The 20,203-nt window shown below is 37.5% G+C and carries 13 protein-coding genes; 10 read left to right on the top strand and 3 right to left on the bottom strand.

From position 1 onward, the window contains the following. Positions 1-95: 95 nt before the first annotated feature. The gene (locus QM481_RS11070) at positions 96-4,247 is read left to right on the top strand and encodes a hybrid sensor histidine kinase/response regulator transcription factor (RefSeq protein WP_283381817.1); all 4,152 of its coding nucleotides are present in this window, start codon (positions 96-98) and stop codon (positions 4,245-4,247) included. Positions 4,248-4,601: 354 nt separating this feature from the next. Beyond that, on the top strand, positions 4,602-5,468 hold the full coding sequence (locus tag QM481_RS11075) for an AraC family transcriptional regulator (RefSeq protein ID WP_283381818.1): 867 nt from the start codon (positions 4,602-4,604) through the stop codon (positions 5,466-5,468). 294 nt (positions 5,469-5,762) lie between these two features. Here the strand turns inward: QM481_RS11075 and QM481_RS11080 are convergent, their stop codons facing one another. Together QM481_RS11080 and QM481_RS11085 are read right to left on the bottom strand one after the other, a co-directional pair. Next, positions 5,763-7,307, bottom strand: coding sequence for a RagB/SusD family nutrient uptake outer membrane protein (locus QM481_RS11080; protein WP_283381819.1), 1,545 nt, complete (start codon positions 7,305-7,307; stop codon positions 5,763-5,765). Positions 7,308-7,323: 16 nt separating this feature from the next. Then, positions 7,324-10,440, bottom strand: a complete 3,117-nt coding sequence (locus tag QM481_RS11085) for a SusC/RagA family TonB-linked outer membrane protein (protein WP_283381820.1) — start codon at positions 10,438-10,440, stop codon at positions 7,324-7,326. 508 nt (positions 10,441-10,948) lie between these two features. On the opposite strand from QM481_RS11085, the gene QM481_RS11090 reads away from it, so the two are divergent. From QM481_RS11090 to QM481_RS11120, 7 genes are all read left to right on the top strand, one after another. After that, positions 10,949-11,416: a (2Fe-2S)-binding protein gene (locus QM481_RS11090; RefSeq protein ID WP_283327853.1), complete on the top strand. Its 468-nt coding sequence runs from the start codon at positions 10,949-10,951 to the stop codon at positions 11,414-11,416. 9 nt (positions 11,417-11,425) lie between these two features. Then, entirely contained in the window at positions 11,426-13,687 is a 2,262-nt protein-coding gene (locus QM481_RS11095) for a xanthine dehydrogenase family protein molybdopterin-binding subunit (protein WP_283381821.1), read from the top strand. A gap of 301 nt (positions 13,688-13,988) precedes the next feature. Continuing rightward, positions 13,989-14,645 carry an NADPH-dependent F420 reductase gene (locus QM481_RS11100; RefSeq protein ID WP_283381822.1) on the top strand — a complete coding sequence of 219 codons (657 nt, stop codon included), beginning with the start codon at positions 13,989-13,991 and terminating at the stop codon, positions 14,643-14,645. Positions 14,646-14,695: 50 nt separating this feature from the next. Next, entirely contained in the window at positions 14,696-15,217 is a 522-nt protein-coding gene (locus tag QM481_RS11105; RefSeq protein WP_283381823.1) for a DinB family protein, read from the top strand. A 66-nt stretch (positions 15,218-15,283) separates the two neighbouring features. After that, the gene (locus QM481_RS11110; RefSeq protein ID WP_283381824.1) at positions 15,284-16,024 is read left to right on the top strand and encodes a LamG domain-containing protein; all 741 of its coding nucleotides are present in this window, start codon (positions 15,284-15,286) and stop codon (positions 16,022-16,024) included. 25 nt (positions 16,025-16,049) lie between these two features. Continuing rightward, on the top strand, positions 16,050-16,922 hold the full coding sequence (locus QM481_RS11115; protein WP_283381825.1) for an alpha/beta fold hydrolase: 873 nt from the start codon (positions 16,050-16,052) through the stop codon (positions 16,920-16,922). A 15-nt stretch (positions 16,923-16,937) separates the two neighbouring features. After that, positions 16,938-17,615 carry a hypothetical protein gene (locus tag QM481_RS11120; RefSeq protein ID WP_283381826.1) on the top strand — a complete coding sequence of 226 codons (678 nt, stop codon included), beginning with the start codon at positions 16,938-16,940 and terminating at the stop codon, positions 17,613-17,615. 151 nt (positions 17,616-17,766) lie between these two features. On the opposite strand, the gene QM481_RS11125 is transcribed toward QM481_RS11120, so the two are convergent. After that, on the bottom strand, positions 17,767-18,342 hold the full coding sequence (locus QM481_RS11125) for a Crp/Fnr family transcriptional regulator (RefSeq protein ID WP_283381827.1): 576 nt from the start codon (positions 18,340-18,342) through the stop codon (positions 17,767-17,769). Between the two features lie 206 nt (positions 18,343-18,548). Between QM481_RS11125 and QM481_RS11130 the strand changes: the two genes are divergently transcribed. Continuing rightward, positions 18,549-20,201 (top strand): DUF5060 domain-containing protein, encoded by a 1,653-nt coding sequence (locus QM481_RS11130; RefSeq protein WP_283381828.1) that lies wholly within the window; start codon positions 18,549-18,551, stop codon positions 20,199-20,201. The last annotated feature ends 2 nt before the right edge of the window (positions 20,202-20,203 follow it).

The raw sequence follows: 20,203 nt of genomic DNA on the forward strand, positions 1-20,203 counted from the left end.
AGTAGGGGCAGTATTATCCAAAAGAGATGGGTATTTCATTCTAAGATAGGTATAATTGTCTCTTTTGTGCTTCTTATTCATAAACAGAGAAGAATATGTGTGAGAAACTTGGACGATTTTACAGCTTTATATTTTTGATATTTAATCTTGGCGCTTCTCTGAGCGTATTACCTTCTTCTGCTCAATTTGACCCTAATAAATTTAGATTTGAAAAACTCACGGTAGAGGACGGTCTACCACACAGTGATGCCCTTGCGAGCGTTCAAGATAAGGAAGGTTTTATCTGGATTGCAACTAACAAAGGTCTTTGCCGATATGATGGTTATAGTTTAAAAAACTATCTTTTACCCAAAGATGATGAACTAGCCTTACCCAATGACCGCATAAAAACATTGCATGTCAGTTCTGATGGTAAACTGTTGGCGGGTACAGAAAGTAATGGATTGTATGTGTACGATAGCAAATTAGATAAATTTTGTACCCTTGATTTTAGCGATTTATCAGCCTCAAAACTAGCTATTGCTAAGGTACTCAATAGGGCTGATGTCAGCAGCCTGGCTTCAGATAAGTATGGTTTTTTATGGGTGGGTACGTATAGGTTGGGACTTTTCAAATTAAAGTTAGACTCAAAAGGTCATATTACAGATATAAGCCGTCCTAAATTAGGGAATCAAGCGAGTGAAGCATTTCCCATAATTAATCTTAAAGTAGACCGATTTCAACAAGTTTGGATTGCGACAGAGCGTGGATTATTTTTTGGCAAAAGTTCTGTCGAAAATTATGTTCCGTACCAACTTTCCTTTGATAATCTCCAGCAATTTACCTTAGATAAATCGGGTAATATTTGGGTAGCCTCAAAAAATCAGCTCTATTGGATTTCGCCTAGGCAAACTGTTAAATTACAAGGTTCGTATCCTGAGGTACAAAATCTTCTCGCCGATAGTGATGGTAATTTATGGATTGCTAGCGAATCAGAGGGACTTATTATGATACCTGCAAAAACCTCTAAGTCTGCAGGTGAACTGCCTGTTGATGAGGTAAAAGTCATTCGTTTTAATCAATTGACACAGAGAAATGGAAGCTATCACCATCAAAGAATTCGTGATTTATATGAAGACTCCTCCAAAACTATTTGGATTTCTTCACAGGCCGTTGGAGTGAGTAGGTTAGATTTACGGCAAAAACAGTTTGGCTATATCTGCCCAGATAATACAACTGGTTTAGCCTTCAAATCATCACATTATATAAAAGCGATTTATCTAGATGAGTCCACCCAAAAGTTGTGGTTGGGTACTTGGTCAGGAATGATTTCTTACGATATGCTACATCACTCGTATGAAAAATATCAGGCTGTCAATACTTCTACGCAAACTTTCAACCCAGATATTGCCTCCGTACTCATGGCCAAAAACGGTAGCTTATATGTGAGTGCATATACTGCTGGCTTACTAAAATTAGGTTCAGATCATAAGTTTCATGTAATTCCGTCGACCACTACCATCGGTAATATCTCTGCACTTGCACAAGACCATTTAGGGCAAATTTGGATATCATCCAATACCTTGGGATTATGCTTATTTAATCCTTCTAAGGAAACTATACTTTCAGGAAAACAGATTGGTATCGAAACGCAAACAGGTATCATCAACAGTCTATTAGTAGATCAAGAAAAGCAAATTTTGTGGGTAGCTACACGAAATGGGTTATTGAAATACCAAATTGGGTTGGGAAAAGTGGTATTAGTCAAAAAGTTTATTCATGAAAAAGGAAATCTCAACTCCTTGAAAATGAATTACATTTGGGCTTTATGTAAAGACAAAATAGGAAATTTATGGATTGGAACCATTGGAGGTGGTTTGCATAAACTTACCACCAATCAGAAAGGTCAGGATTTTATTTACCGATATGATCAACAGCTTCCAGAACAAGATGTAGAATCTATTCTAGTGGATGGAAATAATGAACTTTGGATTGGAGGTACTGGTTTGTACCATTTTCTCCCTAGCTCTAATCAATATATTAGCTATGATATAAATGATGGACTTCAAAGCAATTCTTTCAAAATTGGGGCTGCATGGCAGTCCTCACAAGGAACCCTATTTTTTGGAGGTATCAACGGTGTATCCTATTTTCAGCCTAATGTTATCAAAAAAGATAGGCGTGCGCCTATTCCGCATATTGTAGGGATGAGAGTTGGAAACCAACAAATAAACCCAGGTGATACACTGGATGGACGAGTTTTATTGGTCGAAAGATTTCACAATAATACTTCCATTACGCTACATCATGATGAAAACGATTTTGCAATTTCATTCGTAGGTCTCAATTATGCCAATCCTCACAAGAATATTTATGCTTATCGACTAATTGGGAATAGTGATAATTGGATTACGATTCAGCAGCAACGACTTGTCAATTTTGCTAACTTGTCCGCTGGTACATATACGTTTGAAGTAAAAGTAGCCAACGGCGATGGAGTTTGGTCAAGTAAAGTGGCAAGCATTCAAATCATTATTTTACCTCCTTGGTGGCAAACTTGGTGGGCTTATTTACTTTACTTTAGCCTTATTTTCTTTTCTATCAGATACTATTTCAAAGAGAAAGAAACCCAAAGAAACCTTAAAAATCAGGTGTTGCTGGAGAGTATGAAATATGAAAAAGAGAAGGAGTTGTCTGAAATGAAACTTACCTTTTTTACGAATGTTTCTCATGAACTTCGCACTCCTTTGACCCTTATTTTGGGTCCTATTGAAGAGCTGGTGAGTGCTATCAAAACTTCGGGAGGTCTATCTGAAAAAGCACATTTGGTACAAAAACAAACCAAAAAGCTATTGGATTTGGTAAATCAGTTACTCGAATTTCGTAAAGCGGAGTCGGGATTAATTACGCTCGTTTATCATCAGGTAAAAGCTGTCAGTTTTCTTTCAGAGATATTTCACATATTTAAACTAAAGGCAGAAGAACATCAAATAGAATATACTTTTAACAGCCAAATAGAAGAAATTCCTATTTGGGTAGATAAAGATAAATTGGAGATTATTGTCATCAATTTGTTGTCAAATGCTTTCAAATTTACGCCTTCGAATGGCTCTGTCAGGATGAGTCTTGAGACACAAATACTTAACGATGAGACTTATTTATCTATTAAAATTCAAGATTCAGGTACCGGAATAAATAATACTGAGCTTTCGCGAATTTTTGACCCTTATTATCAAGCACTTCATAGTAATTCGCTCAAAGTTACTGGTACTGGGATTGGATTATCTTTGGTAAAACAATTAGTAGATGCCCACTCTGGATACATTCAGGTACATAGTGAGCCACAGAAAGGAACAACTTTTACGGTTTTACTTCCACTTAAGAATGAACGTATTGCAGAAAATCAGTTTGTCCAAGAAGAGTCTTTTTTGCAAAACTCTAATACGGAGGTGTTTCATCAACCACAAGCCAATATTGAGTTAACGCAAGATACCCCTAATCACGATTTACATATTTTGATTGTAGAGGACAACGCTGAGATTCGCTTGTACTTGCAGGTATTATTTGAAAAAATGTACAAGGTATCCGTTGCTACAAATGGGAGAGAAGGGGTTGAAAAAGCGCTTCAGTTGATACCTGATGTTGTATTAAGCGATATTATGATGCCTGAAATGAATGGGTTGGAACTTTGTAAAACCTTACGACAAAATGCGAAAACCAGTCATATCCCCATACTATTATTAACGGCACGGACTGCTTCGGTACATGAAATTGAAGGTTTAGAGCTTGGTGCTGATGATTATATCCATAAGCCATTTAATCCGTATGTTTTGTTGACAAAAGTTACTATGCTTTTACAAAACAGATTGAGATTGCGAGAGTATTACAGCAAACAATTATTGCAAGAACCCACACAGGTCGTGATTCCTCAAGAGGAGAAAGTTTTTCTGGAGAAAGCCATGAAAATTGTGGAAGATAATCTTGAAACAGAATCCTTTAATGTGCAAGCCCTACAACGAGAAATGGGGATGAGTCAACCTGTTTTTTACCGAAAAATCAAAGGAATAACTGGCAAATCAGGTGTTGAATTCATTCGTGATATTCGATTAAAACGTGCAGCACAGCTTCTAGGAACTTCCAGTTATCGAGTTTCTGAGGTTGCGAGCATGGTAGGAATTGAGGATTTGAAATACTTCCGTCAACATTTTCAAGAACTCTTTGGTATGGCTCCTTCTGAATTTGCTAAAACCAAAAAAGCTAAAGAATAAAGCTATATAGGAGTGAGGGTAACATACTTCACTCGATCTTCCATTCGTGAGCCATAAATATTCAGTTTTTATATAAGCTTTTCGATCAAATAGGACTTCCAATTTTTCCCAAAGGACCATTTTAAATTCATGAACTTGCATTATTCATGCGAGTGAGATACTTCCGTCGTCACTCCTTCCAATTATTTACCATTAAAACAGAATCGGTATTATTTACCCTGCCTTTTTGAATAATATCCCCCCGACTTTTCGAAAATACACCCCTTAGATTTGCACTATTCAAATGATTAATTGTCTAAAAGGCAAGTTGGTCAAGCGAATTATTAGTCAAATTTTCTTAACCCCTTGTAAGCTATGAAACCTCATCTTTTACAAGTAGCGACTGTTCCCAATCGCTCATTTAGTATTCGTCAGGAAATGGTACCGAATGTCAATAGCCGCTGGCATTGTCATTCGGAAGTGGAGATTGTTTTATTTCACCGAGGCAGTGGAACTCAATTTGTGGGTGATAGTATTCGTCACTTTAAGGCTGGCGATGTAGTATTGATTGGCTCTGACCTTCCTCATTATTGGCACTATGAAGAACTAGAAGACGAACCTAATTATAGTGAAGAACCTTTTGCTACGGTAATTCATTTTTCCGAAAATTTTTGGGGAGATAGATTTATTAATTTACCTGAAAACCAACATATCAAAAATACGCTAGAAAAAGCAAAGCGGGGCATATTTTTAGACAATAGTTTAAAAGAAAAAGTAGCACAAATTATCGAAAAACTCTATACAGCCGAAGGTGCTTACAGACTCATTTTATTAATGGAATGTCTGCTTACTGTAAATCAAACAGATGAAAAAAGCCTTCTAGCTTCTATGGGATTTAGGCATGAAATTACCAACCGTGAGAATGAAAGAATAAACATGATTTATTCTTTCACCCTACAAAATTTTAAGAATAAAATAAGTTTGGAAGAAGTAGCGTCGCTGGCTGGTTTGGCACCTAATTCATTTTGTAGGTACTTTAAATCAATAACAGGAAAACAGTATTCTCGGTTTTTGTTGGAGGTGCGGGTTGGTTATGCGTGTAAATTGTTACTCAATGGTCATTTGACTCTCAAGCAAATATGTTATGAAAGTGGTTTTAACAATCTTACTTGTTTTTATGAGAAGTTTAAACTGATGACTGGCTCTAGCCCTTTGAACTATTTGAAAATTTATGGAAAGTAGCATTATCTAGTTCGATACTTAGCGTGTTTATCTGTTTCTAACCTGTTAAATCGTTAGTCCAAGTCTAAATCTTGAAATAGTCAAATAGTAGAAGCATTTTGCCTTAGAGCATTTAATGATTACTTTCTTTCTCAATTATTTCTTACCTCCAAATAGAAAATACATAGCTGACAATAATGTCAGCTATGTATAAATCAAATGAAAGAAAAGGTAAAAGAATTAGGTAAAAGAATAGTGTATCAATTATATGTAGGAAATCCGGACAATTCCCTACTAACACTTCTATGTAAATGCCTAGTATCCTGTATTTTGAACCAAACCTTTTGTACGGTCGATTTCTGTTTGAGGAATTGGCCAGTAGTCAAAAGTAGTTTTGTAAATTTTCTTTTTCAAGTTGGTATTTCCTGGTACAATCTCAAAACCATTCAGTTTTTGTACAGCAGTTCCCCATCTTCTCAAGTCAAAATAGCGGAATCCTTCAAGTGCTAGCTCCACACGACGCTCGTGTCTGATTCTATCTCTCATTTGTGCCTGATTCAAGCCTGCTGGTAACGCTGGCATACCTGCTCTAGCACGAATTTGATTGATAGCTGAGTAAGCATTCGCTGGACCATTCGCCTCATTTTCTGACTCCGCATAGTTCAGTAACACCTCTGCATAACGCATCAAAACGATGTCTTGGCTACTCACTGTACTATAACCTGGGTCACTTTGTGTTGGATCCAAGGTCTTTTTAATGGCTAAACCAGTTGTATTACTATTGGTATAAGCTTTGAAAACCGATTGTGAACCGTTGTATTTTTTCCAACCTTTCGAGTCATCATCTCCGTCTACAAAAACAGTCATTCTCAAACGAGGATCACGGTTTTCATAAGGCTTCGAAGCATTGTACAAAGGGGACGATGAAGTAGGTAAACCATCTTTACATTCAAATTCGCTCGCTAGGTCTAACGTTGGTTGTAAAGCAAGCCAGTTACCAATCACCAAGTCAATCCCTTGTACTGGATAGGAGTTTGGAGGTAAGTTTTTCACCGAGAAAAGAATTTCGTTATTCCCTGTTTGACCGGGTTTATAGAATATCTCACTAAAGTTGGCCGACAATTTGAATTTTCCACCATCAATTACTGCTTTAGATATTGCCGCAGCTTCAGCATATTTCTTTTGGAACAATAATACTCTCGCTTTCAAAGTCTGTGCTGAACCTTTTACCACATGACCATCCGAGTACGCTTGGTCAGGTAGACCAGCGATTGCTTTATCCAAATCTTGTATTACTAATGCCAACACTTCATCTCTGGTAGATTTACCTTTTGGCTCTTTAAAAGTAGTCGACTCGGGAGAGGTTGTAATAATTACATTTCCGTAAAGTTGCGCTAATTGAAAGTAAAAATAAGCACGTAAAAAACTAGCCTCTGCCAAGTACTTCGTTTTTGCTGTGGCATCCATCGGAATATTACCTGCGTTGGTCAATAGATTGTTGATTGCCGCAATGGCTTGGTAATTAGTTGAATACACGTTGTACACATAGCCACCAGTACTTGGCGTAGGACCACTAAAGCTAATGTCTTGAATAGCAGCATCCCAAGGATACTGGCTAAAAGCGTCGTCAGTTAGTGCATCCCAACCTGTTGGGTAATAGAGCGATACTGGAGCTCCGCCAGTTTTTAGAAAAGCATAACATGCGGCTAAGCCAGCTTGAACATCTGATTCTGATTTCCAGAAAACAGAAGTCGATAACCTATCAAGGGGTGCTACTTCTAAGGCGTTTTCTTTACAAGATTGAAGTAAAGTAAACGATAATGCAAGTAAACAAGATACCTTTTTATATGTCTTCATCATAATGGAAAATCGAATTTTAGAATTGAGCATTTAGACCAAATGTAAATACCTGATTTTGAGGATATGACACATAGTTACCGCTAATGCTAGTACGTTCAGGGTCAAGTCCAGGAAATTTACTGATAGTTAACAAGTTATCTCCAGCGAAATACACACGTAAAGATTGAAGTTTAACTTTATCAAGAATTGCTTTTGGTACATTGTAACCTACTTGGATATTCTTCAAGCGAACAAAAGAAGCATCTTTCAGATAGAATGTCGAAGCATAGTTTTGTACTGCTGGATAACCATCTGCAATATAAATTCTTGGCATCGTGGTAGATGGGTTTGTTGGCGTCCATCTGTTTCTCCAATCTGTTGTTGGCACAGATCCTTGTCTGAATGGTTCTACTCCCCAACCAGAAACATAGATTTTCTGTCCGAACGAACCAAATACCTGCGCTGATAAATCGAAGTTTTTCCAAGTAGTTCCTACGTTAAAGTTATAAGAAGCAATAGGGTAACGACCTGGTGTGTACGTTCTATCATTTGCATCGATTTTTCCATCGCCATTGACATCTTTAATTTTCAAATCTCCTGGTTTTGGCGTAATTGGTTGCGCAGGTGAATTATCAATTTCAGCTTGACTTTGGAAAATTCCATCCCATTGGTATAAATAGAACTCATCTAAAGGACGACCCTCTTCACGAATGGTATTACCTCCGATTTCGCGAGCACCATATTCTACTAACGTGTTTTTATAAGTTTGGATATTACCACCAATTTTATAACTCAAGTCATCTGTGATTTTATCCTGATACTGAATATCCAATTCAAAACCTGTGTTTTTCACACGACCATTGTTTACTGTAGGTGCTCCTAGACCAACATAAAGCGGTACTTGATAGCTACGAAGGATATTGAAAGTTTGTTTGTCATACCAATCTGCCGTAATGTTTAAGCGACCGTTCAATAATGAGGCATCCAAACCAAAATCTAAGGTTTGAGTCGTCTCCCAAGTAAGTGATGGGTCTACCAAACCACCTGCATAGTAACCCGTGGTAAGTGAACTTCCAAATGGATAAGCTGTTGAAGTCAATACGCTTTGATAAGGATATGTACCGATATTTTGGTTTCCTAATCTACCCCAAGAGCCTCTCAATTTTAAGTCTGTAAGCCAGCTCACATCTTTCAAAAACGCCTCTTCTGAAATTCTCCAACCACCAGATACCGCATAGAATAAACCCCAACGAGTATCTGTAGGAAGACGTGATGTACCGTCGTAACGAGTACTCAAGCCTAGGAGATATTTCCCTTTGTAATCGTAGTTTAAACGACCGTAATAAGATCTAATAGCCCATTCTGAAGCAGTACCACTGTTGTTCATTCCTTCAGCAGGTCCGGCATCTAATTCTTGTACCAAATTGGAAGCATATTCTCTTCTAAAGGCGCTTAAAAACTGATCTTTATTTTGTTCTTGCTGTGTACCCAACAAGGCATTAATGTGATGATTTCCAAATGTTTTATCGTAATTCAATTGACTATATACCACTGTGTATAAGCTGTTTCCTTGTGCTACGTACAAACCTAAAGTACCAACATCGACACTACCTGCTGAACTCAAATCAGAGTAAAGAAACATCGGAATTTTCGGTCTGAAATCGTATGTTTTGTAAAAGCTGAAGTTTGCTCCACCACGTGTTTCCCACACCAAGCCTTTAGCCAAGTTTACATTCACATAGCCGTTTACTTGCGCATAGTAATCATCAGTTGTAGCGTTTACGTTCTCTGCAATTGCCACTGGATTTTTGTTACCCGCTTCGTTCGCAAAAGCACGGTAAGTATAACGACCGCTACCATCCCACAGCTTTGGCTTGTATAGTGGTGACTGAGCCAAGGTTGCTAGAAATAAGTCTCCAGAACCTTGTCTCGCACCAGCACGCTTTCCATAACGGAGTAGCGTATTCGTACCGAATGAAATAATATCATTCACTTTGGAATTGAGGTTAAACTGTAGGGTGTACTTTTTGTAATCAAAACCTTTCATCACACCCGGCTGGCTAGTATAGCCCAAACCTACACTGTAGTTGGTATTTTCTTTTCCACCACTTACATTCAAATAATGGTTTTGAACATTAACCGTTCTGAAAACATCGTCTAACCAGTTATGATTTGGATATTTCTCTCGGTCAGTGGCGTTTCTGTACAAGTCAATAGTAGATTGAGAATAAATAGGGTTCAAGCCTGAGTTGACTCTAGCCTCATTATTCAACTCCATAAATTCAGCCGAATTCGTAATTAGGTCAGGAAGTTTGGTGGCTTTTGTAATACCATTATTGTAGGTATAATTGAAAACCAATTTGCCAGATTTCCCTTTCTTCGTTGTAATGAGTAACACACCATTTGCCCCTCTAGCTCCGTAAATGGCAGCAGATGAAGCATCTTTTAATACCGAAACGGATTCAATATCGTTCGGGTTGATAGAGGTAAGACTTCCTGGCAAACCGTCCACAATGACAAGCGGGTCGTTACCAGCACCACTAAACGTTCCTACACCACGAATACGTAAGCTCACACCTTCATTTCCTGGCTCTCCAGAACCTTGTACTACTTGCAAACCAGGTAGTTGTCCTTGAAGCATCGTAGCAGGGTTCGTGGCAATTCTTTTATTCAACAATTCTCCAGATGCGATGGCGATAGACCCAGTCATTTCACCTTTTTTCTGGGTACCATAACCCACAACCACTACCTCTTCAAGCGCTTTATTAGCCGAAACTAAAACAATGTTTAAACTCGTTTTGGAGCCAACAATAACTTCTTGGGTATTATAACCAATGTAAGAAAATACAAGTGTTGTAGTGGCAGACTCAGAAACTACAATTTTGAAGTTTCCGCTATTATCTGAGCTAGTTCCTTTACTAGATCCTTTGAGCTTAATATTCACCCCTGGCAAAGGTTGACCTGATTCGTCAACTACCTTACCTGTAACGGTACGGTCTTGGACTGCCTGTGAAGGAGTGTTTAAAATCTTATTATCATAATAAGGTTTTTTAAGAGAAGATGCTATTGAGGGCACTGCGGTTAAAGCTAGTGATGAAACTACAACCGATGATCGCATCAGAGCATTCCAATGACGTAAAATTTTGTTCTCCATAGAATTACTTTGCTAATCAATAAATGAAAAATGCTGATTTTCAAATGATTACTTTGAAATATTCAATTACTTTGACAAGGCCTTGATTCTGAGAAATTGAATGATACAAAGAAAATATATTACAAAAATCCCATGGAAAGAATATTAACCAATCATTAAGCTATTTTAACATATTGTGTGTTTTGGATATTTTATATAACTAAAGGTGTAGCGAAATCAAATTGAAAAATAGAGGAAATGGTATTTGAATATGGCAAATACTAGGTAATAAAGAAGAAGAGGGGAGATCATCTAGGTATTCGAACAACAATTTTTGTAAGGAATCGTACCATTCCTTATCCAGTGGAAGAGACAAGTGTTTTTACTGTAAACTTCTCAGTAAAAATTTATAATTTTAGATACATCAGAATGTTTGAAAATTGTAAGTTTTTATTTGAATAGCATTATTTAACCTTGACTTTATCGTATAGTTTTGTTAATCATCCATCTAAAGTAATTAACTAGCATTATGGCAAAATATTCTCTAAAAATAAACGGAAAAACTCAGCAGATAGATGTTGATCCATCCACACCAATTCTTTGGGTGTTGAGAGATCATCTAAAAATGACAGGTACAAAGTTTGGTTGTGGAATGGCGATGTGTGGTGCTTGTACCATTCATTTGGATGGAAATGCAACTCGTTCATGTGTATTACCTGTATCAGCCATTGGTAAATCTGCTATTACTACAATTGAAGGCTTATCTGAAACTGGTAAGCATCCTGTTCAACAAGCATGGCTCGAACACGATGTTGCTCAGTGCGGTTATTGTCAAAGTGGACAAATTATGTCGGCATCAGCTTTACTAAAAAGTAATCCTAAGCCAACTGATGAAGACATTGACAATGCTATGAGCGGAAATATTTGCCGTTGTGGTACTTACCTCAGAATAAAAGAAGCAATCAAAACGGCAGCTAAAACATCAAATGCTAAATAAGAAAAGACTATGAAAAATATACAATCACACAGTAGAAGAGATTTTTTACGGTCTTCTGCATTAGCAGGAGGTGGCTTGATGCTTAGTTTTAGTTGGTTTGCGGAAGCAAAAGCTGCTGAGAAAAAACACACATTAAACAACGCTGAGCAATGGAACGAATTAACAGCATACATCAAAATTACTCCTGATAATACAGTCAAAATACTTTGTCCGAATCCAGAATTTGGGCAAAATGTGATGACTTCACTTCCCATGATTGTTGCAGAGGAGCTCGATGTAGATTGGAAGAACGTCGTGGTAGAAATGAGTACTCATGATAATGTAAAATACGGAGCACAGTTTACAGGAGGAAGTAACTCTGTGAGAATGTATTGGAACCCTTTGCGAAATGCAGGGGCAACTGCCAGAGAAATGCTCGTTGAAGCTGCTGCCCAATCGTGGGGTGTACCAGCTTCTGAAATTACAACCAAAGGAGGCATTTTAGCTCACTCAAGCGGTAAATCGGCAAAATATGGTGAAATGGCTAGTAAAGCTTCAAGCATTCCTATTCCCAAAAATGTAAAGTTGAAATCGCCTAAAGATTTTTCTATTGTAAGAAATTCAAAGAAAAACACAGAAGGATTGAAAGTGGTAACAGGTAAGCCACTTTTTGGAATGGATTATCATGTGGATGGAATGCTGATTGCGATGATTCAGCATCCACCTGCTTTTGGGATGAAACTCAAATCTTTTGATGCTTCTCAAGCCTTAAAAATGCCAGGAATCAAAGACATTTTTAGTTTTAAACTATACGATGATGGTTTTGAACAAGCAGGTTTTGATACTCGTACTTCCAACGAAATGATTGCCATTGTGGGTAAATCTACGTGGGAAGTAATGAACGCTCGTAAAAAACTCAAAGTTCAATGGGAACCCACTGGCGAGATCAAAGAAACCATGATGGGACGAGGCGGTAAGAGAGAAGTAACCATTCCCGCCAGATTAGAAACCACAAGTGACCAATTGGCATTAATGGCTGAATATGCTAATGGGCGGCACTCCGCAAAAACAGCACAGCAATATCGTAAAGATGGCGACCCCGAAACGGCTTTCAAAAATGCAGCAATGGTAATCGAGCGTACCTATAATGCGCCATTTCTGGCACATAACTGCATGGAACCTATGAATTTCTTTGCTCATGTAGAAGCAGATAAAGCCTTAGTGGCAGGACCAATACAGGCACCTGGTTGGACAGAGCCCACTTTAGCAAAAATTCTGAACTTACCTGCCGATAAAATTGAAATCCAAATGACTCGAATGGGTGGAGGTTTCGGTCGTAGAGCGTATGCACAATATGCCTATGAAGCGGCTCGTATTTCTCAACGATTGAAAGCGCCAATAAAATTGATCTATACTCGTGAGGACGATATGACTTACGGCATTTATCGCCCCATGTACACAGCAACCTATCGAGCAGCGTTGGATGCCAATAAAAATTTGATTGGGTTTCATATAATAGGAGGAGGTATTCCTGAAAATCCTATCCATGCCAATCGTTTTCCCGCTGGAGCAGTCGATAATTACTTAGTTGAAGGGTGGGAAATTCCTTCCAATATTACCATTGGAGCTTTTCGTGCTCCTCGTTCCAACTTCAATGCTGCGGCAGAACAGTCCTTTTTAGACGAAGTAGCAGAAGCAATGGGAAAAGATCCGATTGAGTTTCGTCTTGATTTACTAAAACGTGCTAAAGAAAACCCCGTAGGAAAAAATAATGAGTATGACGCTAGCAGATATGCAGGTGTATTAGAATTACTCAAAGAAAAATCTGGCTGGGGCAAACCCGAAAATAATGGCAAAAAACGAGGTGTAGCCGCCTACTTTTGCCATGCGTCCTATGCAGGTCATGTGGTTGATATGGTAATACGTGACGGACAACCTTATGTAGAGCACGTAACTAGTGCCATCGACTGTGGGGTGGTTGTAAACCCCGATGCCGCAATCAACATGATACAAGGGGCAGTAGTTGACGGGATTGGTAATTCGTTTTATGGGGCTTTAACGCATAAAAATGGAGCAGCAGAACAAAGCAATTTCCATAACTATCGTATGATTCGCCATAACGAAGCACCTAAAAAAATAGATGTACATTTTGTTCAAAATGACATAGATCCTACAGGACTTGGGGAACCGCCATTTCCACCTGTATTTGGTGCTGTTGCCAACGCTTTGTACAAGTCGACTGGTAAGCGATACTATAATCAGCCATTTTTGGGTGAAAAAAATAATAGTTAAAATGTAGGCCTTTGGAAACTCCAAAGGCTTTTTTTGTAAGTTTTGAGAAGTGATGAGATTTGTAATTTTATATTTAATGTTTTGGTTATCAAATAGTTGAAATTATTTTAAATGTTATTTTCCTTTATGGATGCTCCCTAGGCACGACAGAGAATTTTATTAACTTCAGCTCACCACTCACAATTCAGCACTAAAATTTACCCTTAATCTAGTTTAAGCCTATTTCCTAAGATAGGTTAAGGGTGGCTGCTGCTCCTTCTCCCTAATTTTGCATTGTCAATCAATCAAAACATATACGACAATGGAAAATTCTAATCCTTCAAAAGTAGCCATTATTGGGCTTGGCAATATTGGTCAAGTGGTGGCAAAAAATCTTGTTAACCATCATCGCGCTATCATTGTTGCAGATAGAACTTTTGAAAAATCACAACAATTGGCGACAGAGTTAGGTACGCTGGCTAAGCCTTCGAGTATTGAGGAGGCAATCAAAGAAGCAGATATAATTGTTTTGGCGGTTTGGTTTAGTGCCATTAAAGAGCTTTTTCAACAATATGAATCTCTATTTCAAGGTAAAATTGTGATTGATCCTTCCAATCCTATTGCTCCAAATGAAAAAGGAGGTTTTGATAAAATCATTGGAGAAAATGAGTCTGCAGGTCTTATCAATGCTTCTATTTTACCTAATGGCTCCAAACTTGCCAAAGCTTTGGGAACTTTAGGGGCAGCTTCGTTGGCAAACTCTGCTAACCAACAGCCTGATGCAGCGGTACTGTTTTATGCTACCGACGATACCAATATTAACTTCTCAGTCGAACAACTTATTCTTGACAATGGCTTTGCTCCTGTAAGGGTAGGAGGTTTAGACCAATCGATTCGTATTGAGGTTTTTGGCGATTTGCATGAGTTTGGTGCATTGGGAAAAACCGTTACAATAGCAGAAGCAAAAAGTAAGATATAATCATTAGGCTGTCTTAGAACGAAACATAACAAACTTTTTTACGAACAAATATGAAATCTATCATCACCATTTGCCTTCTTTTGGGAAGCACAATTTTTTCGCAAGCGCAAACAACAACCAACGATATAGTAAAGGAATGGGAAAGAGCCAAAGCATATACCAAAGAATATTTGGATGCTATGCCTGAGTCAGGATATGCTTTCAAACCTACACCTGAAATGCGTTCATTTGCTGAACAAATGTTGCACTTGACCGATACAGATTATGCTTTTGTATCGGCAGCGACTGGGGTAAAAAGTCCAGAAGGAGTTGCAGGGTTAGAAAAATCAGCAGATAAATCAAAAGCTAACGTAAGCAAATTGGTTTTGGAAGGCTATGATTATGTAATTGCCGCCATCAAAACCATGACACCAGCTCAACTAAATGAACACATTAAGCTCTTTGGTAGATTTGATTTGACCAAAGAAATGGTTTTACAAAAAAGCTTTGAACATCAAACGCACCAAAGAGGACAATCTACCGTTTATCTTCGTTTGGCTGGTGTGAAACCTCCACAGGAGAAGTTGTTTTAACTCAATCACTATATTGCCACGAATATCTTCAAAAGGTTATTCGTGGTATTTTAAATAAATCAGACAATGAAAAAATATGTTTTGTATAGCTTATTTTATTTTCTTACTCTTAATAGTTTTGGACAAAGCCTCCAATTTGGCAAGCAAACCTTTAAGCTCTTTAATGTAACTGGAGAAGTAGTCAAATTTCAAGGTAAAGATGTTTTAAAAATCGAAAGAGATTTAAAAGCATTTCCATTTGATATAAACCGATTGGAAGCTACTGTGGACGATATTCATTATGCTCGTCTTGAAGGTTTGGATGATTTCGAAAACGGCACGATTGAAGTAAAAATGTATAGTCAAATTCAAAATCCGTCGCCATTTGCTGGAGCAGCAGGTTTTATTGGGCTTTATTATAGAATCCAAGATAACAACTCGGCGTTTGAGTCTATTTATCTTCGTCCAAAAGTAGGAAGGTCAGATAATCAATTGTATAGGAGCCATACAGTTCAGTATTTTGCTTATCCAAATTTCAAGTTTGATACGCTGCGAAAAATGGCTCCTTTCAAATATGAAGGTTCTGCTCCAGTGGCCTTGAATGAATGGATTACAATGCGAATCGAAGTGAATGGTGAGTCTGCTGAAATGTTTATCAACAATCTTAAATACTCTTCATTTATTGTAGATAAAATGTTAGGCAAATCAAAAAAGGGAAGCATCGGATTATTTGTTGATATTGCAACAATAGGCTATTTTAAAGATTTGAAAGTAACGAAAAGAGCATTGAAGCTAAAGAAGACGAGCGAAAAGGTAAATGATATTTAAATAGATTTATTGAAAAGCCATGAATATGCACAAATTAACAATCCTAATACTCTTCATATTGAGTGGATTTAGTAGTTTAGCGCAAGCTCCTTTTAGAGGTGCGATGCAAGCTCCCAATACTATTCATAAAACTCCTTACGGCAATAATCCTTCTGCGGGTCATTATGTCCAAGCAAACGATGCCAAAATCTATTACGAAGTTTATGGCGGTGCTACTCACGGAAAAAAGCAACCCATTGTTATTCTACATGGAGGGATTTTAGGTTCAACCATCGAAATGGCTAATTTTATTGACAGTTTGAAACAGAACTTTCAAGTAATTGCAATTTCGACTCGTGGGCATGGAAAGTCAGAAATTGGCTCGTTACCTATTACTTATGAGAAAAAAGCCAATGATGTTATGGCCGTTATCAATGCCGTAACTCCCGACAAAGCCATTATTTTGGGCTTTAGTGATGGGGCATATACGGCCTATAAAGTGGCTAGTATGTATCCAGAGCGTATCAAAAAAATGATTGCTATAGGAGCAGGCGAACAAATTCCTGGGCTTCGCAAAGTAGTTTTCAATCCTAAAGAATTACTTGCTTTAGACCCGCCATATTGGACCCAACAAAAAGCCTTAATGCCACAACCTCAGCGATTAGAAGAGTTCTGGGCTGGTATGGAGACTTTTTATAATACAATGACCGCCAGTAAAGAATTGTTTGCCTCTATTAAGTGCCCTGTGTTGTTAATGGCAGGCGAATTGGATAGAAATGCCCCTTTACCTACGGTTATTAATGCCTATAATATGATTCCCAATGCTCAGTTGAGTATTATTCCTAACACGGGTCACGTTTGTTTTTCGGAAAACTTTCCTGCAACTTGGGCAAGTATTGTCCCTTTTTTGAAAAACTAAACGTTGATAACGACTATGAAAGAAAGTGTTTTGCTCCTCATTATTAGCTTGTTCAGTATGAGTGTTTTAGCTCAGAATATAAAATTAAGTAAGGAAAATCTCGAACCTAGTCAGGTGTATTTGTCTTTGGTGAAAATGCAAGGTAAAGATGTTGTGAAAGTAGAATATGACACTACAACCCAAGGAGCTGACCAACCAACATTTGTTAAATTGAAGGGTTTGATGCTCAAAAATGGAAGTATCGAGGTAAAAGTTTTGAGTCGATTGATGAAAAACGCTCCATCTACTTCGAGAGGTTTTATCGGTTTGGCTTTTAGAATTAATGAAAATCATAGCAAATTCGAAAGTATATATATTCGTCCTACGAATGGGAGAGCAGACGACCAAGTTCGCCGAAATCATAGCATACAGTATTTCTCATTTCCAGATTACGACTTTGATCGCTTCAGAAAGGAAGCTCCAGAAAAATACGAATCTTATGCTGACATGGGACTCAACGAATGGATTACGATGAGAATAGAAGTTGAAGGGGTAAAAGCAAAATTATTTTTGAATAATAACAAACAACCATCTTTGATTGTCAATGATTTAAAACATGGGGAAAATAACGCTGGCAGCATTGGACTTTGGGTAGGAAACTGGACAGAAGGATATTTCAAAGATTTGAAAGTAACGAAATACGATGCAAAATAAGATTGTATTAGTAAGCTTTAGGCAGTAGGCAAAACATATTGGCTAGTCCGAGACGTAATCTCGAACTAGCTTTTTTTGTGAATGTAAAGTATTGATAATTAAAAGTACATTCAAAATTCACAACTCATCATTCAGCACTCATATATTTCTGTTATTTTTTGGTAATATCTTTCCGAATTTTACTCAAAAACTCTGGTGTTATACCCAAATACGAGGCAATTTGGGTATTTGGTAACCTACTTGATAAATTGGGATATTGTTCCAAAAAACTTAGATAGCGTTGTTCTGCCGTAGAACTAAATGTTTGAAGCACCCTATTTTGAAGCTCAACGAATTTATTTTCCATGATAACCTTGAAAATTCGATTTAGCTTGGGAATATGATTATACAGAAAATACAAATCTTGCTGTTCTATCTGAATCACCTCGGAAGGCTCTATTGCCTCGATATATAACTGGCTCGTTTTGCCCGAATGAAAACTCCCTATATCCGAAATCCAATCTCCTTCGGCTGCAAACTGAATATTATGTTCGTAGCCCTTATCGTCGATACCATACATCCGAAAACAGCCTCCTACTACAAAAGAATAATGCTTACACACCATTCCTTCTTGAAGAATGGTATGGCGCCTTTTTACTTTTTTGTGAGAAACTTTGGGAAGAATAAGATTCCTTTCTTCGTCATTTAAAAGAATATATTTTTGAAAATGGTCGATAACTGCGTTCATGAGGAGGGATTGTTGTCAGGCCAAAATTAAAAGAAATTTATGGACGAGAAAGCGCTTATCCCAGCTTTTGACAAAATGTATATCTTCAAATATGAAAACGAGATAAACTTGTAGTGAATTTCCTCTCTATTGAATGATTCAATTGTATTGGGAAATATGGACAAACTCTTATGTTTGTATTTTTAGTATCTAATTTATAACCAGCTATGAAATTAATAAAGGTTGTATTAACCATTTTACTTTTCTTACCATCAGCAATTTTTGGTCAAAAAAAAGTAGCATTCGATTCAAAAAATACCAAGCTTACTGCTAGCCAATATCAGCCTGTGGATATTGTTTTCAAGGTCACTAAACTACCTACCGAAAATCCTTTCGATATTACGTTTGGCGCTGAATTTACTGATGAGACGAATAAAAAATTAACGATTCAAGGATTTTATCATGGAAATGGAGAGTATGTTTTACGCTTTACTCCTGAAAAAATAGGCGTTTTTCAATATCAAACTTTTTCAACGGTAAATTCGCTTGCAGGCTTGAGAGGTACAATAAAGGCGGAGAAAAACACAAACGAAAATATTCACAGTTCAATAGCTATTTCGCCCGAAAATCCACAAAAAATGATTTATCAAGACGGGAAGCCTTATTTTGCTTTAGCGTTTGAACTAGATTGGCTTTTTGCGCTCGACAAAAACAATACAAACGAGTTACCAAAAACCACAGAAATCATCCATTCTGTCAAAGAAAATGGCTTTAATCAAGTGGTAATGAATGTGTATGCATACGATGTTGGTTGGAAAGTTCCTGATAATGTACCCTCACAGTATAGCTACAAAAAGCCCCCTTACACCGTTTTTAAAGGCACCAACGAAAATCCAGATTTTAGTCAGCTTAATACAGATTTTTTTCAACATCTTGACCGAGTGATTCAGCACTTGCATGAAAATGGTATTGTGGCACATTTAATGATTTATGTTTGGAATAAAAAAGTTAATTGGCCAACCATGTATTCTGCCGAAGATAATCGGTATTTTGATTACGTCATTAAGCGTTATCAAGCCTATCCAAATGTACTTTGGGATGTGTCCAAAGAAGCTTTAGATTATGGACGCTGCGATATACCCTATATCAATGAGCGCATAGAGCGGATTCGCCGAAATGATGCTTACAAACATCTTCTGACAGTGCATGATTACGAATATTGTGCCCGCGAACCTGATAAAGTTGATATTATTTCAATACAAAATTGGCGTTCAGATCTCTATTCGCTTAGTTTGGAAGCTTACCAAAAACATCCATCTAAACCTGTTATGAATATCGAGCATGGAGGTTATGAAGAAGCACCTTATCCGTCATTTGTAGGCAATTATGTAAATCCAGAAGTGTGTTTGACCAGAAACTATCAATGTGTTTTTGCAGGAGTGTATTCGAGTTATTATTGGCAAAACACTTCTTGGGATATTGTTATTCATGATGCTTTAAACGGAAAACAGCCATTTCCTACCCCAAGATTTGACTATTACAAACATCTCCAAAGTCTGTTTACAAAGTATGATTACAATACTTTGTTACCTTATAAACCCAAATTAACCATTAATAGTCGTATAGGAAATGATAATTTTTCGACAAGTGGGTATCCTTTGACCGATGGAAAAGGTCTATACTTGTATTTTGTTCCTGCCGAAAATTATCAAATCAACGTGGTTGTCCCCAAACAATCTCAGGGCAAATTTGAAGCGAAATGGTTTAATATCTTCACAGGGGAGACTTTGGAAGAAAAAGCAACGGATTATCAGATGTTCAAATCATATCAATCACCGTGGAAGGACAAAGCGGCAGTTTTGATACTAAAATCAATTTAAAA

Origin of the sequence: Flectobacillus rivi (assembly GCF_030056655.1) — a bacterium.
Lineage (GTDB): Bacteria > Bacteroidota > Bacteroidia > Cytophagales > Spirosomataceae > Flectobacillus > Flectobacillus rivi.

What these genes read in the sequence shown, in the direction of transcription:
- QM481_RS11100 (WP_283381822.1), top strand. Translation starts at nt 13,989, where the DNA reads ATGGAAAATTCTAATCCTTCAAAAGTAGCCATTATTGGGCTTGGCAAT.
- QM481_RS11070 (WP_283381817.1), top strand. Translation starts at nt 96, where the DNA reads ATGTGTGAGAAACTTGGACGATTTTACAGCTTTATATTTTTGATATTT.
- QM481_RS11120 (WP_283381826.1), top strand. Translation starts at nt 16,938, where the DNA reads ATGAAAGAAAGTGTTTTGCTCCTCATTATTAGCTTGTTCAGTATGAGT.
- QM481_RS11095 (WP_283381821.1), top strand. Translation starts at nt 11,426, where the DNA reads ATGAAAAATATACAATCACACAGTAGAAGAGATTTTTTACGGTCTTCT.
- QM481_RS11085 (WP_283381820.1), bottom strand. Translation starts at nt 10,440, where the DNA reads ATGGAGAACAAAATTTTACGTCATTGGAATGCTCTGATGCGATCATCG.
- QM481_RS11090 (WP_283327853.1), top strand. Translation starts at nt 10,949, where the DNA reads ATGGCAAAATATTCTCTAAAAATAAACGGAAAAACTCAGCAGATAGAT.
- QM481_RS11125 (WP_283381827.1), bottom strand. Translation starts at nt 18,342, where the DNA reads ATGAACGCAGTTATCGACCATTTTCAAAAATATATTCTTTTAAATGAC.
- QM481_RS11110 (WP_283381824.1), top strand. Translation starts at nt 15,284, where the DNA reads ATGAAAAAATATGTTTTGTATAGCTTATTTTATTTTCTTACTCTTAAT.
- QM481_RS11115 (WP_283381825.1), top strand. Translation starts at nt 16,050, where the DNA reads ATGCACAAATTAACAATCCTAATACTCTTCATATTGAGTGGATTTAGT.
- QM481_RS11105 (WP_283381823.1), top strand. Translation starts at nt 14,696, where the DNA reads ATGAAATCTATCATCACCATTTGCCTTCTTTTGGGAAGCACAATTTTT.
- QM481_RS11075 (WP_283381818.1), top strand. Translation starts at nt 4,602, where the DNA reads ATGAAACCTCATCTTTTACAAGTAGCGACTGTTCCCAATCGCTCATTT.
- QM481_RS11080 (WP_283381819.1), bottom strand. Translation starts at nt 7,307, where the DNA reads ATGATGAAGACATATAAAAAGGTATCTTGTTTACTTGCATTATCGTTT.
- QM481_RS11130 (WP_283381828.1), top strand. Translation starts at nt 18,549, where the DNA reads ATGAAATTAATAAAGGTTGTATTAACCATTTTACTTTTCTTACCATCA.